Source organism: Nonomuraea thailandensis (genome assembly GCF_024172165.1).
Taxonomy (GTDB): domain Bacteria; phylum Actinomycetota; class Actinomycetes; order Streptosporangiales; family Streptosporangiaceae; genus Nonomuraea; species Nonomuraea thailandensis.
This window is the reverse complement of the sequence record NZ_JAMZEB010000002.1, coordinates 12,137,529-12,153,446: the sequence shown is the minus strand read 5'-3', so window position 1 is coordinate 12,153,446 and position 15,918 is coordinate 12,137,529. Positions and strand designations below refer to the sequence as shown.

The 15,918-nt window shown below is 71.4% G+C and carries 21 protein-coding genes and 1 riboswitch; of the genes, 11 read left to right on the top strand and 10 right to left on the bottom strand.

The annotated features are described in order from the left end of the window. Window position 1 precedes the first annotated feature (1 nt). Window positions 2–628, top strand: a complete 627-nt coding sequence (locus HD597_RS60660) for a class II aldolase/adducin family protein (protein WP_253758237.1) — start codon at window positions 2–4, stop codon at window positions 626–628. Here HD597_RS60660 and HD597_RS60655 read toward each other — a convergent pair. Further along, window positions 623–2,194 (bottom strand): DUF885 domain-containing protein, encoded by a 1,572-nt coding sequence (locus tag HD597_RS60655; protein ID WP_253758236.1) that lies wholly within the window; start codon window positions 2,192–2,194, stop codon window positions 623–625. The two genes, HD597_RS60660 and HD597_RS60655, sit on opposite strands and share 6 nt — an antisense overlap. Before the next feature lie 22 nt (window positions 2,195–2,216). Here HD597_RS60655 and HD597_RS60650 point away from each other — a divergent pair, with 22 nt between their 5' ends. Further along, window positions 2,217–3,425, top strand: coding sequence for a DUF4032 domain-containing protein (locus HD597_RS60650; protein ID WP_253758235.1), 1,209 nt, complete (start codon window positions 2,217–2,219; stop codon window positions 3,423–3,425). Here HD597_RS60650 and HD597_RS60645 read toward each other — a convergent pair. Then, window positions 3,419–4,021 carry an NAD(P)-dependent oxidoreductase gene (locus HD597_RS60645; protein ID WP_253758234.1) on the bottom strand — a complete coding sequence of 201 codons (603 nt, stop codon included), beginning with the start codon at window positions 4,019–4,021 and terminating at the stop codon, window positions 3,419–3,421. The two genes, HD597_RS60650 and HD597_RS60645, sit on opposite strands and share 7 nt — an antisense overlap. Window positions 4,022–4,075: 54 nt before the next feature. Here HD597_RS60645 and HD597_RS60640 point away from each other — a divergent pair, with 54 nt between their 5' ends. The 5 genes from HD597_RS60640 (at window position 4,076) to HD597_RS60620 (ending at window position 6,519) form a co-directional block, all read left to right on the top strand. Then, window positions 4,076–4,426 carry a winged helix-turn-helix transcriptional regulator gene (locus tag HD597_RS60640; RefSeq protein ID WP_253758233.1) on the top strand — a complete coding sequence of 117 codons (351 nt, stop codon included), beginning with the start codon at window positions 4,076–4,078 and terminating at the stop codon, window positions 4,424–4,426. A 137-nt stretch (window positions 4,427–4,563) separates the two neighbouring features. Further along, window positions 4,564–4,938, top strand: coding sequence for a roadblock/LC7 domain-containing protein (locus tag HD597_RS60635; protein WP_253758232.1), 375 nt, complete (start codon window positions 4,564–4,566; stop codon window positions 4,936–4,938). Between the two features lie 3 nt (window positions 4,939–4,941). Then, window positions 4,942–5,727 (top strand): hypothetical protein, encoded by a 786-nt coding sequence (locus HD597_RS60630; RefSeq protein WP_253758231.1) that lies wholly within the window; start codon window positions 4,942–4,944, stop codon window positions 5,725–5,727. A 29-nt stretch (window positions 5,728–5,756) separates the two neighbouring features. Further along, window positions 5,757–6,131, top strand: coding sequence for a roadblock/LC7 domain-containing protein (locus tag HD597_RS60625; RefSeq protein ID WP_253758230.1), 375 nt, complete (start codon window positions 5,757–5,759; stop codon window positions 6,129–6,131). 16 nt (window positions 6,132–6,147) lie between these two features. Continuing rightward, window positions 6,148–6,519: a hypothetical protein gene (locus tag HD597_RS60620; RefSeq protein ID WP_253758229.1), complete on the top strand. Its 372-nt coding sequence runs from the start codon at window positions 6,148–6,150 to the stop codon at window positions 6,517–6,519. A gap of 49 nt (window positions 6,520–6,568) precedes the next feature. On the opposite strand, the gene HD597_RS60615 is transcribed toward HD597_RS60620, so the two are convergent. From HD597_RS60615 to HD597_RS60605, 3 genes are all read right to left on the bottom strand, one after another. Next, the gene (locus tag HD597_RS60615; RefSeq protein ID WP_253758227.1) at window positions 6,569–7,414 is read right to left on the bottom strand and encodes an alpha/beta fold hydrolase; all 846 of its coding nucleotides are present in this window, start codon (window positions 7,412–7,414) and stop codon (window positions 6,569–6,571) included. A 64-nt stretch (window positions 7,415–7,478) separates the two neighbouring features. Next, on the bottom strand, window positions 7,479–8,204 hold the full coding sequence (locus HD597_RS66395; RefSeq protein ID WP_308210934.1) for a hypothetical protein: 726 nt from the start codon (window positions 8,202–8,204) through the stop codon (window positions 7,479–7,481). A gap of 185 nt (window positions 8,205–8,389) precedes the next feature. Beyond that, window positions 8,390–8,526: riboswitch (cyclic di-AMP (ydaO/yuaA leader) on the bottom strand. 163 nt (window positions 8,527–8,689) lie between these two features. Further along, on the bottom strand, window positions 8,690–8,890 hold the full coding sequence (locus HD597_RS60605; RefSeq protein WP_253758225.1) for a DUF5302 domain-containing protein: 201 nt from the start codon (window positions 8,888–8,890) through the stop codon (window positions 8,690–8,692). Window positions 8,891–9,199: 309 nt separating this feature from the next. Between HD597_RS60605 and HD597_RS60600 the strand changes: the two genes are divergently transcribed. The 3 genes from HD597_RS60600 to HD597_RS60590 are packed head-to-tail and all read left to right on the top strand — an operon-like array spanning window position 9,200 to window position 11,258. Beyond that, a complete protein-coding gene (locus tag HD597_RS60600; protein ID WP_253758223.1) occupies window positions 9,200–10,174 on the top strand; it encodes a rod shape-determining protein in 975 nt (324 codons plus the stop codon). Beyond that, window positions 10,171–10,749 carry a DUF421 domain-containing protein gene (locus HD597_RS60595; RefSeq protein WP_253758222.1) on the top strand — a complete coding sequence of 193 codons (579 nt, stop codon included), beginning with the start codon at window positions 10,171–10,173 and terminating at the stop codon, window positions 10,747–10,749. The genes HD597_RS60600 and HD597_RS60595 overlap by 4 nt, the downstream gene beginning before the upstream one ends. Next, a complete protein-coding gene (locus HD597_RS60590; RefSeq protein ID WP_253758220.1) occupies window positions 10,746–11,258 on the top strand; it encodes a VOC family protein in 513 nt (170 codons plus the stop codon). The genes HD597_RS60595 and HD597_RS60590 overlap by 4 nt, the downstream gene beginning before the upstream one ends. 6 nt (window positions 11,259–11,264) lie before the next feature. Here the strand turns inward: HD597_RS60590 and HD597_RS60585 are convergent, their stop codons facing one another. Next, window positions 11,265–11,591, bottom strand: a complete 327-nt coding sequence (locus tag HD597_RS60585) for an STAS domain-containing protein (RefSeq protein WP_253758218.1) — start codon at window positions 11,589–11,591, stop codon at window positions 11,265–11,267. Window positions 11,592–11,731: 140 nt separating this feature from the next. Here HD597_RS60585 and HD597_RS60580 point away from each other — a divergent pair, with 140 nt between their 5' ends. Further along, window positions 11,732–12,172, top strand: coding sequence for a hypothetical protein (locus HD597_RS60580; RefSeq protein ID WP_253758216.1), 441 nt, complete (start codon window positions 11,732–11,734; stop codon window positions 12,170–12,172). Window positions 12,173–12,297: 125 nt separating this feature from the next. Here HD597_RS60580 and HD597_RS60575 read toward each other — a convergent pair whose 3' ends face one another. From HD597_RS60575 to HD597_RS60560, 4 genes are read right to left on the bottom strand one after another with little or no spacing between them, the layout of a single operon-like run. Further along, on the bottom strand, window positions 12,298–13,524 hold the full coding sequence (locus HD597_RS60575) for an ABC transporter permease (RefSeq protein WP_253758214.1): 1,227 nt from the start codon (window positions 13,522–13,524) through the stop codon (window positions 12,298–12,300). After that, a complete protein-coding gene (locus HD597_RS60570; RefSeq protein ID WP_253758212.1) occupies window positions 13,524–14,222 on the bottom strand; it encodes an ABC transporter ATP-binding protein in 699 nt (232 codons plus the stop codon). The genes HD597_RS60575 and HD597_RS60570 overlap by 1 nt, the downstream gene beginning before the upstream one ends. Before the next feature lie 8 nt (window positions 14,223–14,230). Next, complete coding sequence (locus tag HD597_RS60565; RefSeq protein WP_253758210.1) at window positions 14,231–15,364, bottom strand: efflux RND transporter periplasmic adaptor subunit; 1,134 nt, start codon at window positions 15,362–15,364, stop codon at window positions 14,231–14,233. An 8-nt stretch (window positions 15,365–15,372) separates the two neighbouring features. After that, window positions 15,373–15,903, bottom strand: a complete 531-nt coding sequence (locus HD597_RS60560) for a hypothetical protein (protein WP_253758208.1) — start codon at window positions 15,901–15,903, stop codon at window positions 15,373–15,375. Between the last annotated feature and the right edge of the window lie 15 nt (window positions 15,904–15,918).

The window sequence follows — 15,918 nt, the reverse complement described above, 5'->3', positions numbered from 1 at the left end:
CATGAGCATTCGCGAGCAGTTGTGCGAGTACGGCCGGCGAGCCGTCGAGCTCGGCCTGGTCATCGGCACCTCGGGCAACCTCAGCGTGCGGGAGGGCGACCTGGTGACGGTGACGCCGTCGGGCGCCGCTCTGGACCGGCTGACGCCCGAGATGTGCCCGGTCGTGGATCTGACGACCGGCAGGCGGGTGGCGGGCGAGCTGCGGCCGTCCAGCGAGACGCCGATGCACCTGGCCATCTATCAGACCACCGACGCGCGGGCGATCGTGCACACGCACTCCGTGTTCGGGACGGTGGTGGCCACGACGATGACCGAGCTGCCGCCCGTGCACTACAACGCCTTGATGCTCGGCGGGGTGGTGAAGGTGGCCGAGTACGCCACGTACGGCACTCCTGAGCTGGCCGCGAACGTGCGCGAGGCGCTGGAGGGCAGGCGGGCCGCCCTGATGGCCAACCACGGCGGGGTCACCATCGGGGCGACGCTGGAGGAGGCGTTCGAGGGCACCCGCCTGCTGGAGTGGCTGTGCGAGGTGTACGTGCGGGGGCTGAGCGTCGGCAAGCCGAACATCCTGACGGAGGAGCAGCTCGCCGCCGTGGTCGAGCGGGCGCTCAACCTCCCGCCGCTATGAGGGGAGCGCGGCCTGCTCGGCCAGCCCGAGCGGGAGCCCGCCCGATCCGGCGATCCGGTCGTGGAACTCCTTGAGCGAGCCCTGGAACGACTCCCGGATGCGGTCGATCTCGATCGCGCCCGTGAGGTAGGAGGGCGCCTGCGTGGGCCAGGCGCAGTAGCGGTTCACCTCGCCCTGCGCCGTGCCGGGCGACAGCGACGCCTTGGTGGCCATGAACGTCTCGGCCTCCTCGATCGTCATGTCCTCGCAGTGCAGCGCGGTGTCCACGACGATGCGGGCGGCGCGGAAGACGCGGCAGTCGAGGTGGGCCAGCTCGGTGGCAGGGGTGTCGAAGTAACCCTGCTCGTGCAGCATCTTCTCCACGTACAGGGCCCAGCCCTCGGTGAAGTACGGCGTCCTGAAGACCTTCCTGGCCGTACGCGGGTTGCCCGCCATGTACGACAGGTGCCAGTGGTGGCCGGGGTAGGCCTCGTGCACGGCGATCGAGGGCATCTGGGCCCGCGAGTTCGTGCGCAGCCGCTGGCGCACCTGCTCGGGACTGAAGTCGTCCGGCGTGTACGGCACGAAGAAGATGCCCGTCCGCGACGCGCTGAGGGGCGGCGGCGCCAGGTAGTGGGCGACGGACAGGACCGGGCGGGTGTACTCGGCCGACGGCAGCACGTGGCACTCCTCGCCGTCGGCGAACGTCACCAGGTCCCGCTCCCTGACGAACTCGCGCGCCCGCAGCGTCTCGGCCTCGTACTCGGCGCGCATGTCGGCCAGCGTCGGCGGGTGGTCGTCCATGAGCTGCTCCATGGCGGCCCGCCAGTCCTGGGTGCCGTTGACCTGGAGCGCCACCTCGCGCATGCGCGTGTCCAGCTCCGCCCAGGCGGCCTTGCCCTTCTCGTGCAGCTCGGCGGCGCCGTACCCGAGGAGCTCGCGCTCGCGCAGCAGCGTGGAGTAGAGCCGCTCCCCCATCCGCCAGGTGCCGCCGCACTCGAAGCCGTCGAGGAAGGTGACGAGCTCGTCGAACGCCCGCGCGGCCGGCTCGGCGGCCGCGGCCAGGTCGGCGCGCAGGCTCTCGTCCTCGACCATGGACGGGATCGTGCGGGTCAGGAAGTTGCGGCCGGTGCGCGCCTGGCCGAGCCCGCGCTGGATCAGCAGGGGGGCGGCCAGGTCGGGGTCCAGGTTCGCGCGGCAGGCGGCCAGCACGCCGGGCACCTCGGCCAGGCGGAGCAGCGCCGAGGCGACCAGCTCGGGCTCGGGCTTGAGCCGGCGCTGGAACGGCGCGTACATGGAGGTGAAGATCGCGCCGAGGTAGACGCTCGGGTCGCGCCGCCACTCGGGCCAGGACGCGAGCGCGATCGAGCCTCTGAGCTGCGACAGGACGAGATCTCTGTCGATCGCGTCGTCCAGGGTGGGTGCCTCGGCGGCGGACAGGCGGTCGAGCCAGAGCACCTGCTCGCGCTCGCGGGCCTGCCAGGCGGAGGCGGTGAAATCGCCGAGAGTGTGATCGTAACCGTCGGCCCCTAGCGAGGCGGCGACCACCGGACGGTCGGAAAAGTACCACTTGAGAAACTCGTCCACCGATGCACCATATCCTGAGCAAATGCCCCTGCAGATCACTGGCGCGCTAGGCGACCCTGACCTGATCCGCCTCCCCTGGGAGACCCCTCTCGAAGACTGGCCGCAACACCATCTGGTCGATCTGCCTCGCGGCATCTCGCGGCACGTGGTGCGCTTCGCCCGGCTGTCCGGCAAGGTGTACGCGATCAAGGAGATCAGCGAGCGCTACGCCAAGCGGGAGTACCAGCTCCTGTGGGATTTGGCCAGGCTGGACGCCCCGGCCGTGGAGCCGGTCGCGTACGTCACCGGCCGCGAGGACGGGTTGGACGCGGCCCTGATCACCCGGCACCTGCAGTTCTCGCTGCCCTACCGCGCGGTCATGTCGGGCACCCTGCGCCCCGACACGCTGACCCGCCTGCTGGACGCGCTGGCCGTGCTGCTGGTGCGGCTGCACCTGAACGGGTTCTACTGGGGCGACTGCTCGCTGTCCAACACGCTGTTCCGGCGCGACGCGGGGGCGTTCGCGGCCTACCTGGTGGACGCCGAGACCGGCGAGATGCACCCGATGATCAGCGAGGGCCAGCGGCTGACCGACATCGACAACGCGCACACGAACATCTTCGGCGAGATGCTCGACCTGGAGGCCGGCGGGCTGCTGCACCCGTCGATCGACCCCATGGAGACCGCCGAGGACATCGTCGCCCGCTACCACCGCCTGTGGAACGAGATCAACGAGAGCGAGATCATCGAGGAGGTGGACTGGCACCGCGTCGAGCAGCGCATCAGGCGCCTGAACCTGCTGGGCTTCGACGTGGCCGAGATGATGGTGCGGCGCAAGGTCGGCACGGGCCGCCTGATCGTCCGCCCCAAGGTCGTGGACGCCGGCCACCACCAGCGGCGGCTGCTCCGCCTGACCGGCCTCGACGTCGAGGAGAACCAGGCGCGGCGGCTGCTCAACGACCTCGACGGCTTCCGGGTGGCCAAGGGGCTGCGGCACGAGGACGAGGCGATCGTGGCGCACCGGTGGCTGGCCGAGGTGTTCCAGCCGACCGTGGACGCCATCCCCGCCGAGCTGCGCGGGAAGCTGGAGCCCGCGCAGCTCTTCCACGAGCTCCTGGATCACCGCTGGTTCCTGTCGGAGCAGGAGGGCGCCGACGTCGGGCTGGCCGAGGCGGTGAAGTCGTACGTGGACAACGTGCTGGTGCACAAGCCCGACGAGCGGGCGCTGCTGCCCGAGGAGGCCGATCAGTAGGCCACGCAGACGCGCTGCCGGAGGTGGGCGTTCTTGTCCACCTCGTCGGCGATCGCGACGGCGAAGTCCTCGGCGGTGATGAAGCTGCGGCCCTCGGAGTCGGTCATCAGCAGGTCGCCGCCGAGCCTGAACACCCCGGTGCGCTCCCCCGGCGCGATCTGCGCGGCCGGGGAGACGAACGTCCAGTCGAGGTCCTCGACCTCCCGGAACAGGCGCAGCAGCGAGCGGCCGGCCAGCGCCTCCTTCTTGTAGACCTCCGGGAAGTCCGGCGTGTCGACGAGGTCCTGGCCCGGGGCGACCTGGAGGCTGCCCGCGCCGCCCACGACGACCACCCGCCGCACCCCTGACGCCCGCGCGCCGTCGATGAGCGCGCGGTAGGCCGCCAGGAAGGGCGGCTCGGGCTCGGTGCCGTCGCGCGGCGGGGCGATCGCGGAGACGATCACGTCGTGGCCCTCGGCCAGCGCGGCGGTGTCGTGGACGTCGCCCTTGTCGGGGCCCTTGCGGCTGAGGCCGGTGACCTCGTGGCCGCGGTCGCGGAGCTCGGTGGCGATGCGGCTGCCGACCATGCCGGTCGCGCCGAAGAGAAGGATCTTCATGCGGCCAAGAGTATCCATCGGATACTGGTTACTTCATCGTGCTATAAGTACCTCATGGATACCGGCGATGTCTTCGACCCCAATTGCCCGACCAGGGTGGTCCTGGACCGGATCGGCGACAAGTGGTCGGCGCTGGTGCTGCTCTGCCTCGACGGCGGGCCCATGCGCTTCACCCAGCTCAGGACCCGGATCGGCGGGGTCACGCCCAAGGTGCTGACCCAGACGCTGCGCGCCATGGAGCAGGACGGGCTGGTGACGCGGGAGGTGTTCGCGGAGGTGCCGCCGCGGGTGGAGTACACGCTGACGGAGCTCGGGCGCTCGCTGCACGGGCCGATCTCCGTGGTGGCCGACTGGGCTGAGCGAAATGTCGCCGAGATCATGCGCTGCCGCGAGAAGTTCTCATAAATCGTACGTTTCTCCGTAGTAGTGGTGTTTTTCTACTCCACGGCCGTATAAAACCTCCACGCCCATGACCGGCCGTCACGTGAGGTTGCCCCCTTCGCCCTACGCTGTCTGCGTTCCACCACGGTGAGGGAGGTCACGTGCTGGGAATCGACGGCTGCCTGGCGGAGGTCATGTCCATACCGGGCGCGCTGGACGCCATGCTGGTGGACCACACGAGCGGCATGGCGGTGGCCTTCAGCACGGCCGTGGGCGTGGACGCCGACCGGTCGGCCGCCGCGCTGACCGAAGCCCTGCGCGCCACCACCGACGGCCTGGCCCGCACCTGTCCTGGCGACGTCATCCGGATCGACGACATGCTCGTCACCACGGACAAGGGCCACCATCTGCTGCGGCTGCTGGAGACGGTGTTCGAGGGGCCGCTGGTCATCTACGTACGCCTTGACCTGGAACGATCCAACCTCGCCCTGGCCAGGCACCGACTGCGGTCCATCTCCAGCCGGTTCGCGACGTGACCCATGACGAAGCTGGACACACTCCTGGCCGGGCTCGCCCGCGAGCGCTCCACCGGCGCGCTCCAGGTGGGCAGGAGCGGCACGATCTTCCTTTCCGACGGGCGCGTGACGTACATGGAGTGCGCCCAGGCCCCCAGCGTGGAGCGGCTGCTCGCGGCCAGAGGGCTGATGAGCGAGGCGGCGCTGCGGCGGCTGCCGACCGACGGCGGCTGCGAGCGGCTGCTCGCCGAGGGGCCGCTCACGCAGGGCGAGCTGCAGTACGCGGTGCTCGGCGGCGTCCTGGACGCGGCCTTCTTCCTGCTGCCGGTCAGCGGGGCGCGCCCCAAGTTCCGCCCCGGGGAGCGGCACTGGCTGGGCGGGCAGTGGTTCTTCGACGTGCCGGGGCTGGTGCGGGAGTGCGCGCGGCGGCGGACGCAGCTCGCCGAGATCTGGCCCTCCGCCGACGTGGACACCCTCCCGGTGCGGCCGCTGCCACGGCTGCCCGGCCACGGGGTGACGCTGAGCCGCGTCCAGTGGGAGGTCATCGTCAGGGCCGACCAGAAGGCGACCCCGCTGGAGCTGGCCAAGCAGATCGGCCGGCCGGCGTACCCGGTGCTGCTGGCGGTGCGCCGGCTGGCCGCCTCGGGGCTGCTCGCCGCGCCCGACCTGCCCCAGCGGCGCAAGCCCGGCGAGCGTCCGCCGCACGACCCGCAGGCGCAGGCCCAGCCGCTGGGCCCGCCCGTGACGGGTGACCCGACCGATCTGGCGCTGCTGATGCGGCTGAAGAAGGCGCTCGAGGAGCTGTCGTGAGGTTCCCCTCACTCAGGAGGAGGCCACCTGTGGAGCTACGACAAGAGGTCCTGGAGGAGATGGCGCTCCTGCGCGAGCGCACCCCGGACGTCCAGGGCAGCGTCGCCTGCACCGTGGACGGCCTGCAGCTCGCCTGCGACCTGCCCGGGGAGTCGGGCGAGCAGGCGGCGGCCCTGTCGGCGGCGCTGCTCGCGATGAGCAGGCGGATGCTCGTCATCACCGGCCAGGGAGCGCTCGAGGAGACGCTCATCTCCGGCACCGCCGGCTTCACGGCCTTCTACGCCGCCGGCCCCACCATCGTCCTCACGGTCCTGGCCGGACCCGGCGCGAACGTCGGGCTGCTGAGGCTGGAGGGCAGGAAGACGGCTGCCGCCGTGGCCGCCGTCTCATCACGTAAGCACTGACGAAAGGAGCAAGGGCATGGCCGGCATGGACGTGTCTCTCAAGGAGATGATGACCATCGACGGCTCCATCGGAGCGGCGATCGTCGATCACGGCAGCGGCATGGCGCTCGGCGCGCTCGGCGGCTCCAAGGATCTGGACCTGCAGATCGCCGCGGCCGGCAACACCGAAGTGGTCAAGGCCAAGCTGCGCACGATGGACTCGCTGGGTCTCAAGGACGCCATCGAGGACATCCTGATCACGCTGAGCGGCCAGTACCACATCATCCGCCCGATCACCGGGCGCAGCGGCAAGGGCCTGTTCCTGTACCTGGCGCTCGACCGCAACCGCGCCAACCTGGCGCTGGCCCGCCACCAACTCCGGGGCATCGAGGAGAAGCTGGAGGTCTGACGCGCGTTCCGGTGGCCCGGCCCCCGCGAGGGGCGGGCCACCGGCGGCGTCAGGCCGAGGTCAGCTTGGTGATCTCGGCGACGAAGGCCGGCCAGAGCTCGCGCGGCAGGTCGTGCCCCATCCCCGGGTACGTCACCAGCCGCGCCCCCGGGATGGCCGCGGCCGTGGCCCTGCCGCCCACCACCGGGACGAGCGGGTCCGCCTCACCGTGCAGCACGAGCGCGGGCACCTTGACCTGGGCGAGCAACTCCGTACGGTCGCCCGAGGCCATGATCGCGGCGAGCTGCCTGGCCGTGCCCGCCGGGTCGAAGCAGCGGTCGTAGGCCAGCCCGGCCATCGCCTTGATCCGCTCCTGGTCCAGCTCGTACCCCGGCGAGCCGATGGTCGACCAGGTCAGCACCGCCTGCTCCAGCACCGCCTCGCGGCCCTCGGCGGGCCTGCCCATCAGGATCGCGGCGGCGGCCTCCGTGGGAGGGGCCACGGAGGGGCCGGGCGTGGACATGATGGAGGTCAGCGTCAGCACCCGCCCGGGGTGCCGGATGGCCAGTGTCTGGGCGACCATGCCGCCCATCGAGGCGCCCACGACGTGGGCGGCCGGCCAGCCGAGCACGTCCATGAGGGCCGCGGTGTCGTCGGCCAGGTCGTCCAGCAGATAAGGCGGCGCGGCTCCCCTCGCGGGCACGCCGTGCTCGTGGAAGTGCGTGGACAGGCCGGCGTCGCGGTTGTCGAACCGTACGACGTGGTGTCCCTGCTCGGCGAGGAGCTCGCAGAGCCCCTCGTCCCACTGGATGAGCTGGGCGCCGAGCCCCATGATGAGGAGCAGCGGGCGCCCGGAGGGGGAGCCGAAGCTCTCGTAGGCGATGTCGATGCCGTTCACGGCTGCGCGGGTGGTCACGACGACCAGAATGACATTCTGGTGCTCGCCGCGTAAAGGCCGGACGACGGGTCGAGGAGTGCGGTCAGCGCTTGAGGAGCGTGCGCAGGCGCTCGCCGCCGAGCAGCACGCCGCCGCCCGCCGCGGAGAGCACGCCGGCCATCAGCGCGCCGGTGACCACGCCGGACTCCTCCGGCTCGGCCGCGGGAGCCTCGGGGAGGCTGCCGCCCGCGGCGGAGGAGTCCTCCTCGGGCTGCGGCGGGGTCGCCGGGTTGCGGTCGCGCTCGGACCAGGCGCCGGTCGAGAACGGCACCGGGTAGTTCTTCTTGCCCACGCCGTCGCCCCACTTGGTGATGACGTAGTCGACCTCGATGTGGCCCTGGCCGCCGATGCCGTCCACGCCCAGCGTGCTGGAGTTGAACTCGCCGCCGGTCAGCTCGGCGAACGTCTTGGCGTCGAGGTCGAGCATGATGCCGCGGTTGGAGGGGGTGCCCGGCCCGCGGTCACCCACGAAGAAGGGCATCTTCTTGCCCTTGTAGACCACGTAACCCTCGGTCAGCAGCGGCCAGCTCGGGCTGGCGGCCAGCCCCTTCTGCATCGGCTTGCCACTGGCCGGCAGGCCCGTGTCACCGGCGCGGCCGGAGGCGTCGTCCCAGAAGTACGAGGCCGTGGTCGAGCCCTTGAGCAGGATCTTCTCACCGTCGGTGTCGGTGTCGGTGTCGGCGTGGGCGGCGGTGCCGGCGACGCTCAGCGCGCACAGGGTGGAGGCGGTCAGCACGGCGAGGGAACGCAGGCCAAAGCGGGCAGACATGAAGAAGCAAACCCTTCACTGGGGGACAGGGAGGTTGCACTCAGGGGATGAGGGGCGCAGCGGGGCAGAGCGCCGCGAGGTCGCTACGCGGAGCGCAAGATACGAGCCTTTGGGGAAGGGGGCCGCTCAGGAGGCGCCCGTCAAGACGCGGTCCGGGGGTACGACGCGCTGATGCATGGGGTGACTTGTCCTCTCCATCACGCCTACCGGGTTAGCTGACGGGTTCGGGCGGTGGAGTTGCCCTACCGGCACGGAGCCGGATTCACCCCAACAAAGGTGGTTCCCCGGTTCCCGAAGGTTCGGGATTCGGCGCCAACCGGCCGTCCTTCTGGGGTAAGGACTGGGTCACCGGCTGGTAATGGCGATTACAGTAGCCACGGAAACGGACATCTGCAAACGATTCTTCACGAATCGGGCGAAAGATCTACCTGTCCAGGTAAAGGAAAAGGGGGCACGGCACGCCGTACCCCCGCAGAATTCCAGCCTCAGCCGCCGCTCTTGCGCCTGAACGATCTTTTGCTCGCAGCCGGACCGTGCGCCCCGTGGATCTTGGATGGGTCGCCGCCCCTGCCACCCGCGCCCGATCCCGCCTGCTGGTTGCGCTTGCGGTCCAGCGCCTCGCGGAACTTGCGCTTAAGCTCGTCCTCGGGAGTTTCGCTGACTTCCGGCTCCGGTGTATCCGCCATGAGGACCTCCATGGTGTTGGGGACAGTCACAGCTTCGCACGACCCCGCTTATGACGCGAAACCGGGCTCACTGTGAAGTGAGAGACAGCAAGCGGAAGACAGGGCCGGGACCGCCCGAACGCCCTGCCCGTGACCGGCGAACCGCGCCTCCCGCTCGGCCGCAGCCATCGCGCGCGGAAGCCCGCCGCGGGTCGTGTCGTGACACCCGGCTTCGCGGTCGTAGTCGATCACACTCCACTACTGACAGGTAAAGCGGATCCGTTCCGTTCGTGGTGTTGTGTTGGAACGGATCCGGAAAGTAATCCCGCGATGAGACTCCTCGGTCGTGACCTGGCGATGGATCTGGGAGCGGCGAGCACGCGGATCTACGTCAAACGCAAGGGAATCGTGCTCGACGAGCCCTCGGTCGTCGTGTGCGACGACCGCACGGGCAAGGTCGTCGGCTTCGGGGCGGAGGCGGTCGCCGACTCCGGCGGGCGCACGCACCGGCCTGTCAGCGGCGGGCTGCCCGCCGACGCCGAGCTCGCCCGGCGCATGATCCGGCACTTCCTGCGCAAGGTGCACTGGCATCCGTACGCCAGGCCGCGCCTGGTCATGGCGCTGCCCGCCGACTTCACGCCGATCGACCGCGAGGCGCTGCAGGACATCGCGTACGAGGCGGACGCCAGGACCGTGCGCCTGGTCCCGCACGCGCTGGCCGTGGCGCTCGGCGCGGGCATCTCACCCGCCGACCGCACCGGGCGCATGGTGATCGACATCGGCCTCGACGCCGCGCGGATCGCCGTGTTGTCCGGCGAGTCCGTGGTGGCGACCGGCGCGGTGCCGTACGGCGGGCAGGCCGTGAACAGGGCCATCGTGCGCTTCGTGGAGCGCGAGCACGGGCTGCAGCTCGACGACCACGAGGCCGAGTCGGCCAAGCGGCACGCGCACGACGGGCACGTCGTCGTGCGGGCCCGCGATCCCGGCACCGGCCGCGAGCGGGAGCTGCGGCTGGCCGTCCAGCACCTCTTCGAGGCCACCGGGCAGCCGGTCGAGTCGATCGCGCGGGCGGCGATGGAGACGGTGGAGCGCTGCCCGGCCGAGCTGGCCGCCGACCTCGGGGAGCACGGCGCGGTGCTGGCCGGCGGCGGGGCGTTGCTGCGCGGGCTCGGGCGGCGGCTGCGGGAGACGCTGTGCATGCCCGTGCGCAGGGCCGAGCGCCCGCTGGAGTGCGTGGCGCTGGGGCTGGGCCGGTGCGTGGACGAGCTGGGCCTGATCGGGAGGCTCCGTGGCGGCCGTACATGATCGACGACCTGTTCCACAGCGGGGTCTCCCTCGCCGACAAGGCCATCAGGACCGTCGCGGTGTACGTGACCGTGGCGGCGCTGCTGCGCATCGGCGGCAAGCGGGGCATCGCCCAGCTCAACAACTTCGACTTCGTGGTCATGCTGCTGATGAGCAACGTCGTGCAGAACGCGATCATCGGGCCTGACAACTCGCTGGCCGGCGGCCTGGCCGGGCTGGTGATCCTGATGGCGGTGAACGCGGTCGTGGTGCGGCTGGCGGCGACGGTGCCGGCGGTCGGCAGGCTGGTCGAGGGCAGCCCGATCGTGCTGGCCCGCGACGGCGGCTACCTGCCCGCGGCGCTGCGGCGGCTGGGCGTGCGGCAGGCCGACGTCGACGTGGCGATCCAGCTCAGAGGCGGTACGAGCGTGGCCGACACGAGCCTGGTGCGGCTGGAGCCCGGCGGCGCCGTGCTCGTCAGGCTGCGGCCCGACGAGGAGAACGCCGAGCGGGGTGACGTGGCGGAGCTGCGTACCCGGCTCGACCGCATCGAGCGCAAGCTCGACGCCCTGGCCAGAACAGGAGGCAGCGCATGACCGTCCGCGGCATCGACCACGTCGGGGTGACGGTGCCCGACCTCGACACGGCCACGGAGTTCTTCGCCCGCGCGTTCGGCGCCGAAGTGCTCTACGACACCCTTCCCCGCGCGCAGGGCCCCAAGGGCGGCTGGGCGACCGAGCGGCGGCTCGGGGTGCCTCAGGGCACGGCGGAGGTCGCGGTGCGCATGCTGCGCCTGCCGAACGGGCCGGGGATCGAGCTGTTCGAGTTCAGCGGGCCGCGGCAGGGCGGGGCCGCGTTGCCGTGCGACCTGGGGTGGCAGCATGTCGCCCTGTACGTGGACGACCTGGACGAGGCGTTGCGGCTGGTCGCGGAGGCGGGCGGGATCCGGCTGTCGGAGCCGGTGCCGCTGCCGGGGCCCGAGTCGGGCGAGGGCAACCGGTTCGCCTACTGCCGGATGCCCTGGGGCGGGACGGTGGAGCTGCTGACGTATCCGGACGCGCAGCCGTACGAGAAGGACACGGACCAGCGACGCTGGCGGCCCTGACCTGGGTCAGAGGCATACGCGCAGGCCGGGAGCCTGCTCCCAGCCGGTCAGGGCGAGGACGCGGCGGACCGCGGGCGAGATCGGGTCGAGGATCAGCTCGCGGTCCGCGGGTAATCGGGCGGCGGCGACGATGACGAGGCGCAGGCCCGCCACGTCGATGAAGGTCAGGCCGGACAGGTCGAGCCGGATGTCGTGGCTGCCCGCCAGCAGGGCCCAGCCGAGGGCGCCGGCGAGCAGGTGACGGTTGCCGCGGTCGATCTCGCCGGTGATGCGCAGGCCGAAGGGGTGCGCGACGAGGGTGACGCGTGCTCGGTCAGCTGTTTCGAAGGTCATCCGGCTCCGTGGGGGCGGACTGCCGTACAGTCTGGCCATCTGCCCTAAAAGGACCGGTTTATGCCGATGCGAGCTGGCGCCGCCGTGCTTTTTGCGTGATTCACTCGTTAGCTCACGGTGATCTTCGATAGGGTCCATTCGTGCGCGCCCGCCGACACGCTCTGTCCGCGATGCTCATCTGTGTCGCGGCGGTCACGGCGTGCGCCACCGCGTCCGAGCTGCCCACCCTGGAAGCGGCCACGAGGCGGCTCGATGCCGACGCCGACGCGCTGATCAGGGCCTCGGAGCTGCGGCTGACGTCCTTGCGGCGGGCCGATGACGACACCTGCGTGCCAGGGCAGCTACGGCATTTCGTCCAGGCGGAGAGCGAGCTGGCCGACGCGGCGGACGGGCTGCTGGCGCGGTTGCGGACGCTCGGGTACGACAAGGTCGTCGACGATCTCGACCTGCGCGACGACGAGCAGGGTGTGGCGGTGCTGCGCCATCCCACGACGCGGCTGGAGTTCGAGCTGACCGTGCTGTCCGGGGAGAGGGCAGGGGTGCGGGTGGTGGGCAAGACGACCTGTTACGCGGCCGGGTAGCCGCCCCCCTGCGGCTACCCGGCTCGCTGCTCGGCTACCTGCGGCTGCCCACCGTCCCGTGACTGCCCATCTTCCTGTCGGCTGCTTCCCGCGGCTGCGCGGCTTCCTGCGGCCCCCGGCCGTGGTTACGGCGTGGACAGGGCCTCGGTCGGGGACAGGCGGGAGGCACGGATGGCCGGGTAGAGGCCTGCGACGGCGCCGATGAGCAGGGTGGCCGCGAGGCCGCCGACCGTGGCCCAGGCCGGGACCACCGAGGGCCAGCCGCTGTAGAGCGCGTACCCCATCGTCACCCCCGTCCCCAGCAGGACGCCGCCGGTGCCCCCCAGCGCCGACAGGAGCAGCGACTCGGCCAGGAACTGCGTCCTGATCTGCCCCCTGGTCGCCCCCAGCGAACGGCGCAGGCCGATCTCCGCGCGGCGTTCCAGGACCGAGATGACCATCGTGTTGGCCACGCCGACCCCGCCCACGAGCAGGGCCACCGCGCCGACGCCCAGGAGCAGGTTGGCGAACGCCTGGCTGGTGGCCTGCTTGGCGGCCAGGGCGTCGGACGGGCGGGAGATGTCCACCTCGTTCGGCGCCTCGGGGTTGGCCGTGCCCGCCAGCACCTGCCGTACGGACTCCAGCCTGGACTCCTCCGAGCGGGTGTAGAGGGTGGTCGGGTGGCCGTCGAAGCCCAGCCGCTCCTCCGCCACCGGCCAGCCGACCAGCACGCCGCTGTCCAGCTCCGTGGCCAGCGCGACCGGCTCCAGGATGCCGACGACCGTGAACCGCACGCCGCCCACGACGATCTGGGTGTCCGGGCCCGCCGCGCCGATGCCGAGCCGCTGAGCGGTCAGCGAGCCGATCACGGCGGCGGGGTAACGCTCGGTGGCCGCGTTCAGCCAGGCTCCGCCCCGCAGGGTCGCGCCCACGGTGGCGGGCAGGTCGAGGCGGGCCGCGTACGCGGTGAGCCCGCCCGTCTGGGCCTCCGGGATCTGCTCCGAGCGGTAGACCTTGGCCTCGCCCACCTTGCCGATGGACGAGACCCCCTCGACCGGCCCGATGCGCTCGATCATCGCCTCCGCGTCCTTCGGCATCTGGGCGGCCTCGCCCGTGATCGTGGATCCCGCCGAGAGGGTGAGCAGGTTCGTGCCCAGCGCGGAGAGCTGGCGGTCGAGCTCGGCCCCCGAGGAGGACGACAGCCCGACCACGCCCACCATGGCCGCGATGCCGATGGCGATGCCCAGCGCGGACAGGAACGCCCGCAGCGGGCGCGTCCGCAGGCCGACCGCGCCCACCCGCATCACGTCGGCCGACCGCATCCGGGCCGGGAACAACCGTGGCCGCTCGACGGGCCGCTCGATGGCCGTCATCACGCCACCCCGGATTCCACGGGCCCTACCGGCTCTCGCGCCGAGTCGGAGATGATCTCGCCGTCGCGCATCCGCACCTGCCGGGGCAGGCTGGCCGCGATCTCCCGGTCGTGCGTGATGATCACGATGGTGGTGCCGGCCGCGTTCAGCTCGTGCAGCAGCTCCATCACCCCCGTGCCCGAGACCGAGTCCAGGGCCCCGGTGGGCTCGTCGGCCAGGAGCAGCGGCGGGTCGCCCGCCACGGCCCTGGCGATGGCCACGCGCTGCCGTTCACCGCCCGACAGCTCGTGCGGCTCGTGGTCCATGCGGTGCTCCAGCCCCACCCGCTTGAGCGCGCCGGCCGCGCGGCGGCGGCGCTCGGCCCTGCTCAGGCCTGTGTAGACCAGGCCGTCGGCCACGTTGTCCAGCGCCGGGACCTTCGCGGCCAGGTGGAAGGACTGGAAGACGAACCCGATCGTGGTCGCCCGCAGCGCCGAGAGCTGGTTGTCCGACAGCTTCGAGACGTCGTAGCCGTCGATCTGGATGGTGCCCGACGTCGGCCGGTCGAGGGTGCCGACGACGTTCAGCATGGTCGACTTGCCCGACCCGGACGGGCCCACGATGGCCACCAGCTCGCCGTGGCCGATCCGCAGCGACACCGACTTCAGCGCCGCCACCCCGCCCGGGTACGTCCTCGACACGTCCGTCAGAGCGATCATGGGGTACGTCATTTCGGCATCCCCACGGTCATGCCCTCACTCAGCCCGTCACCCGAGACCTCGACCTTGCCCCCGGCGAACAGCCCCGTCTCGACGGCGACGTACCTGGAGCCACCGCCTTCGACGACCTCCAGGCCGAACCCGCCCTCCTGCAGCGCCACCAGCGCCGCCACCGGCACCGTCAGCACGTTCTTGCGCTGCGACGCCGTGAACGTCACGTCCACCGACGCCTTGTCCAGCCCCTTGGCCGACTTGGCGCTCCCGATCGAGACCAGCGCCTCCACCCGCGTGTCCGGCTCCTCCTGCCCCTCGCCGGGCACGATGACCGTGGCCACCTCGGTGACCTTGCCCTTCACGCTCTTGCCGTCCGGCAGCGTGACCTCGACCTTGGCGCCCTTCCTGGCCATCCGCTGGTCCTCGGCCTCGAGCTGCACCGTGATCACCTTGGACGTGCCCGTGTACGTCAGCACCTTCTGGCCCGGCTGGGCCGGCTGGCCCTCCTCGGCCTCGACGCTCTCCACGCGCACCTTGCCGTCGGCGAAGACGACCTGGCCCAGCTTGACGACGCCGGTCTCGTCCAGCCCGCGGTCCTCCTGCCATTCCAGGACGGCCTCGTAGGTGTCGTAGGTGAACTCGTCGTCCACCGTGAAGCCGTCGTAGCCGAGCTTGTCCAGGTTGCGCTCCAGGTTCTCGACGTCCTTGCCCTCCGTGCCGATCTTCAGGTCGCGGTAGGCGGGCGTGTCGCCGTACATGAGCGTGACGGGGTCGTTGTCGAGCCGGTACAGCGACTTCCCGCGCGTGACCGTCGCCCCGCTCTCGGGCAGCCAGGTGATCGTGCCGGGCGCCCGGCTCACGGCCGTGGTCACCGGGCCGTAACCGAGCTCGCCGTCGGCGTCTCTCGTGTCGTTCAGGGTCTGCCTGGACACCGTGGCGGTGGCCGGGGGCAGGGCGCTGGCCGACCTGGTCGGGCCGGCGCCGCCCTCCAGCAGGCCCGTGCTGTTGACCGCGACGAACCCGCCGCCCGCCGCCGCCACCGCGATCAGGAGCCCGGCCACCAGCCTGCCCCTGCCGCGGCGGCGGCGCTGCCGGGCGGGCGTGGCCTCCGGCTCCGCCCTGCCGTCGACGGTGGTCCTGTCCGTCATTGGGCCCATCAAGAACCTCCCATGCCGGCCTCAGCGGACTCCTTCTGGCACTTCTCCTGGGCGGCCTTGAAGTCGGGGTCCTCGCCGACCTCGGGGGTGAGGCGCATCATGTTGCCCTCGGGGTCGGGGTAGGCCTCGACGCCGTTGTCGCGCATGCACTGGGCGAGCTTGCGCATGTTCTCGGCCTGCTTGGGGTCGCCGCCGCCCTGACGGGTGCCGCTCGGGGCGTACTGCTTGCACGCCTCCTGGGCCGCCTGGACCTTCTCCTGCGGCGTGTTCTTGTCGAACTTCATCATCACCCTGCCGCTGGGGTCGGGGTCCGGCATGTCGATGCCGTTCTCGCGCATGCACTGGGCGAACTTGAGGCCCTTGGCCTGCGGATCCTCGCTCGGCTTGGCGCTGGCGGCCTGGTTGCCGGTGCCGGTGCCGGTCACCGAGGCCACGTCCGAGCCGCCGCTGTCGCCCGAGCCGCAGCCGGTCAGGACCAGGGTGAGTGCGAACGGCGCCGTGACCAGCGCGCTGAGGACTCGTCGTCGCATGAAGCTCTCCTCGTC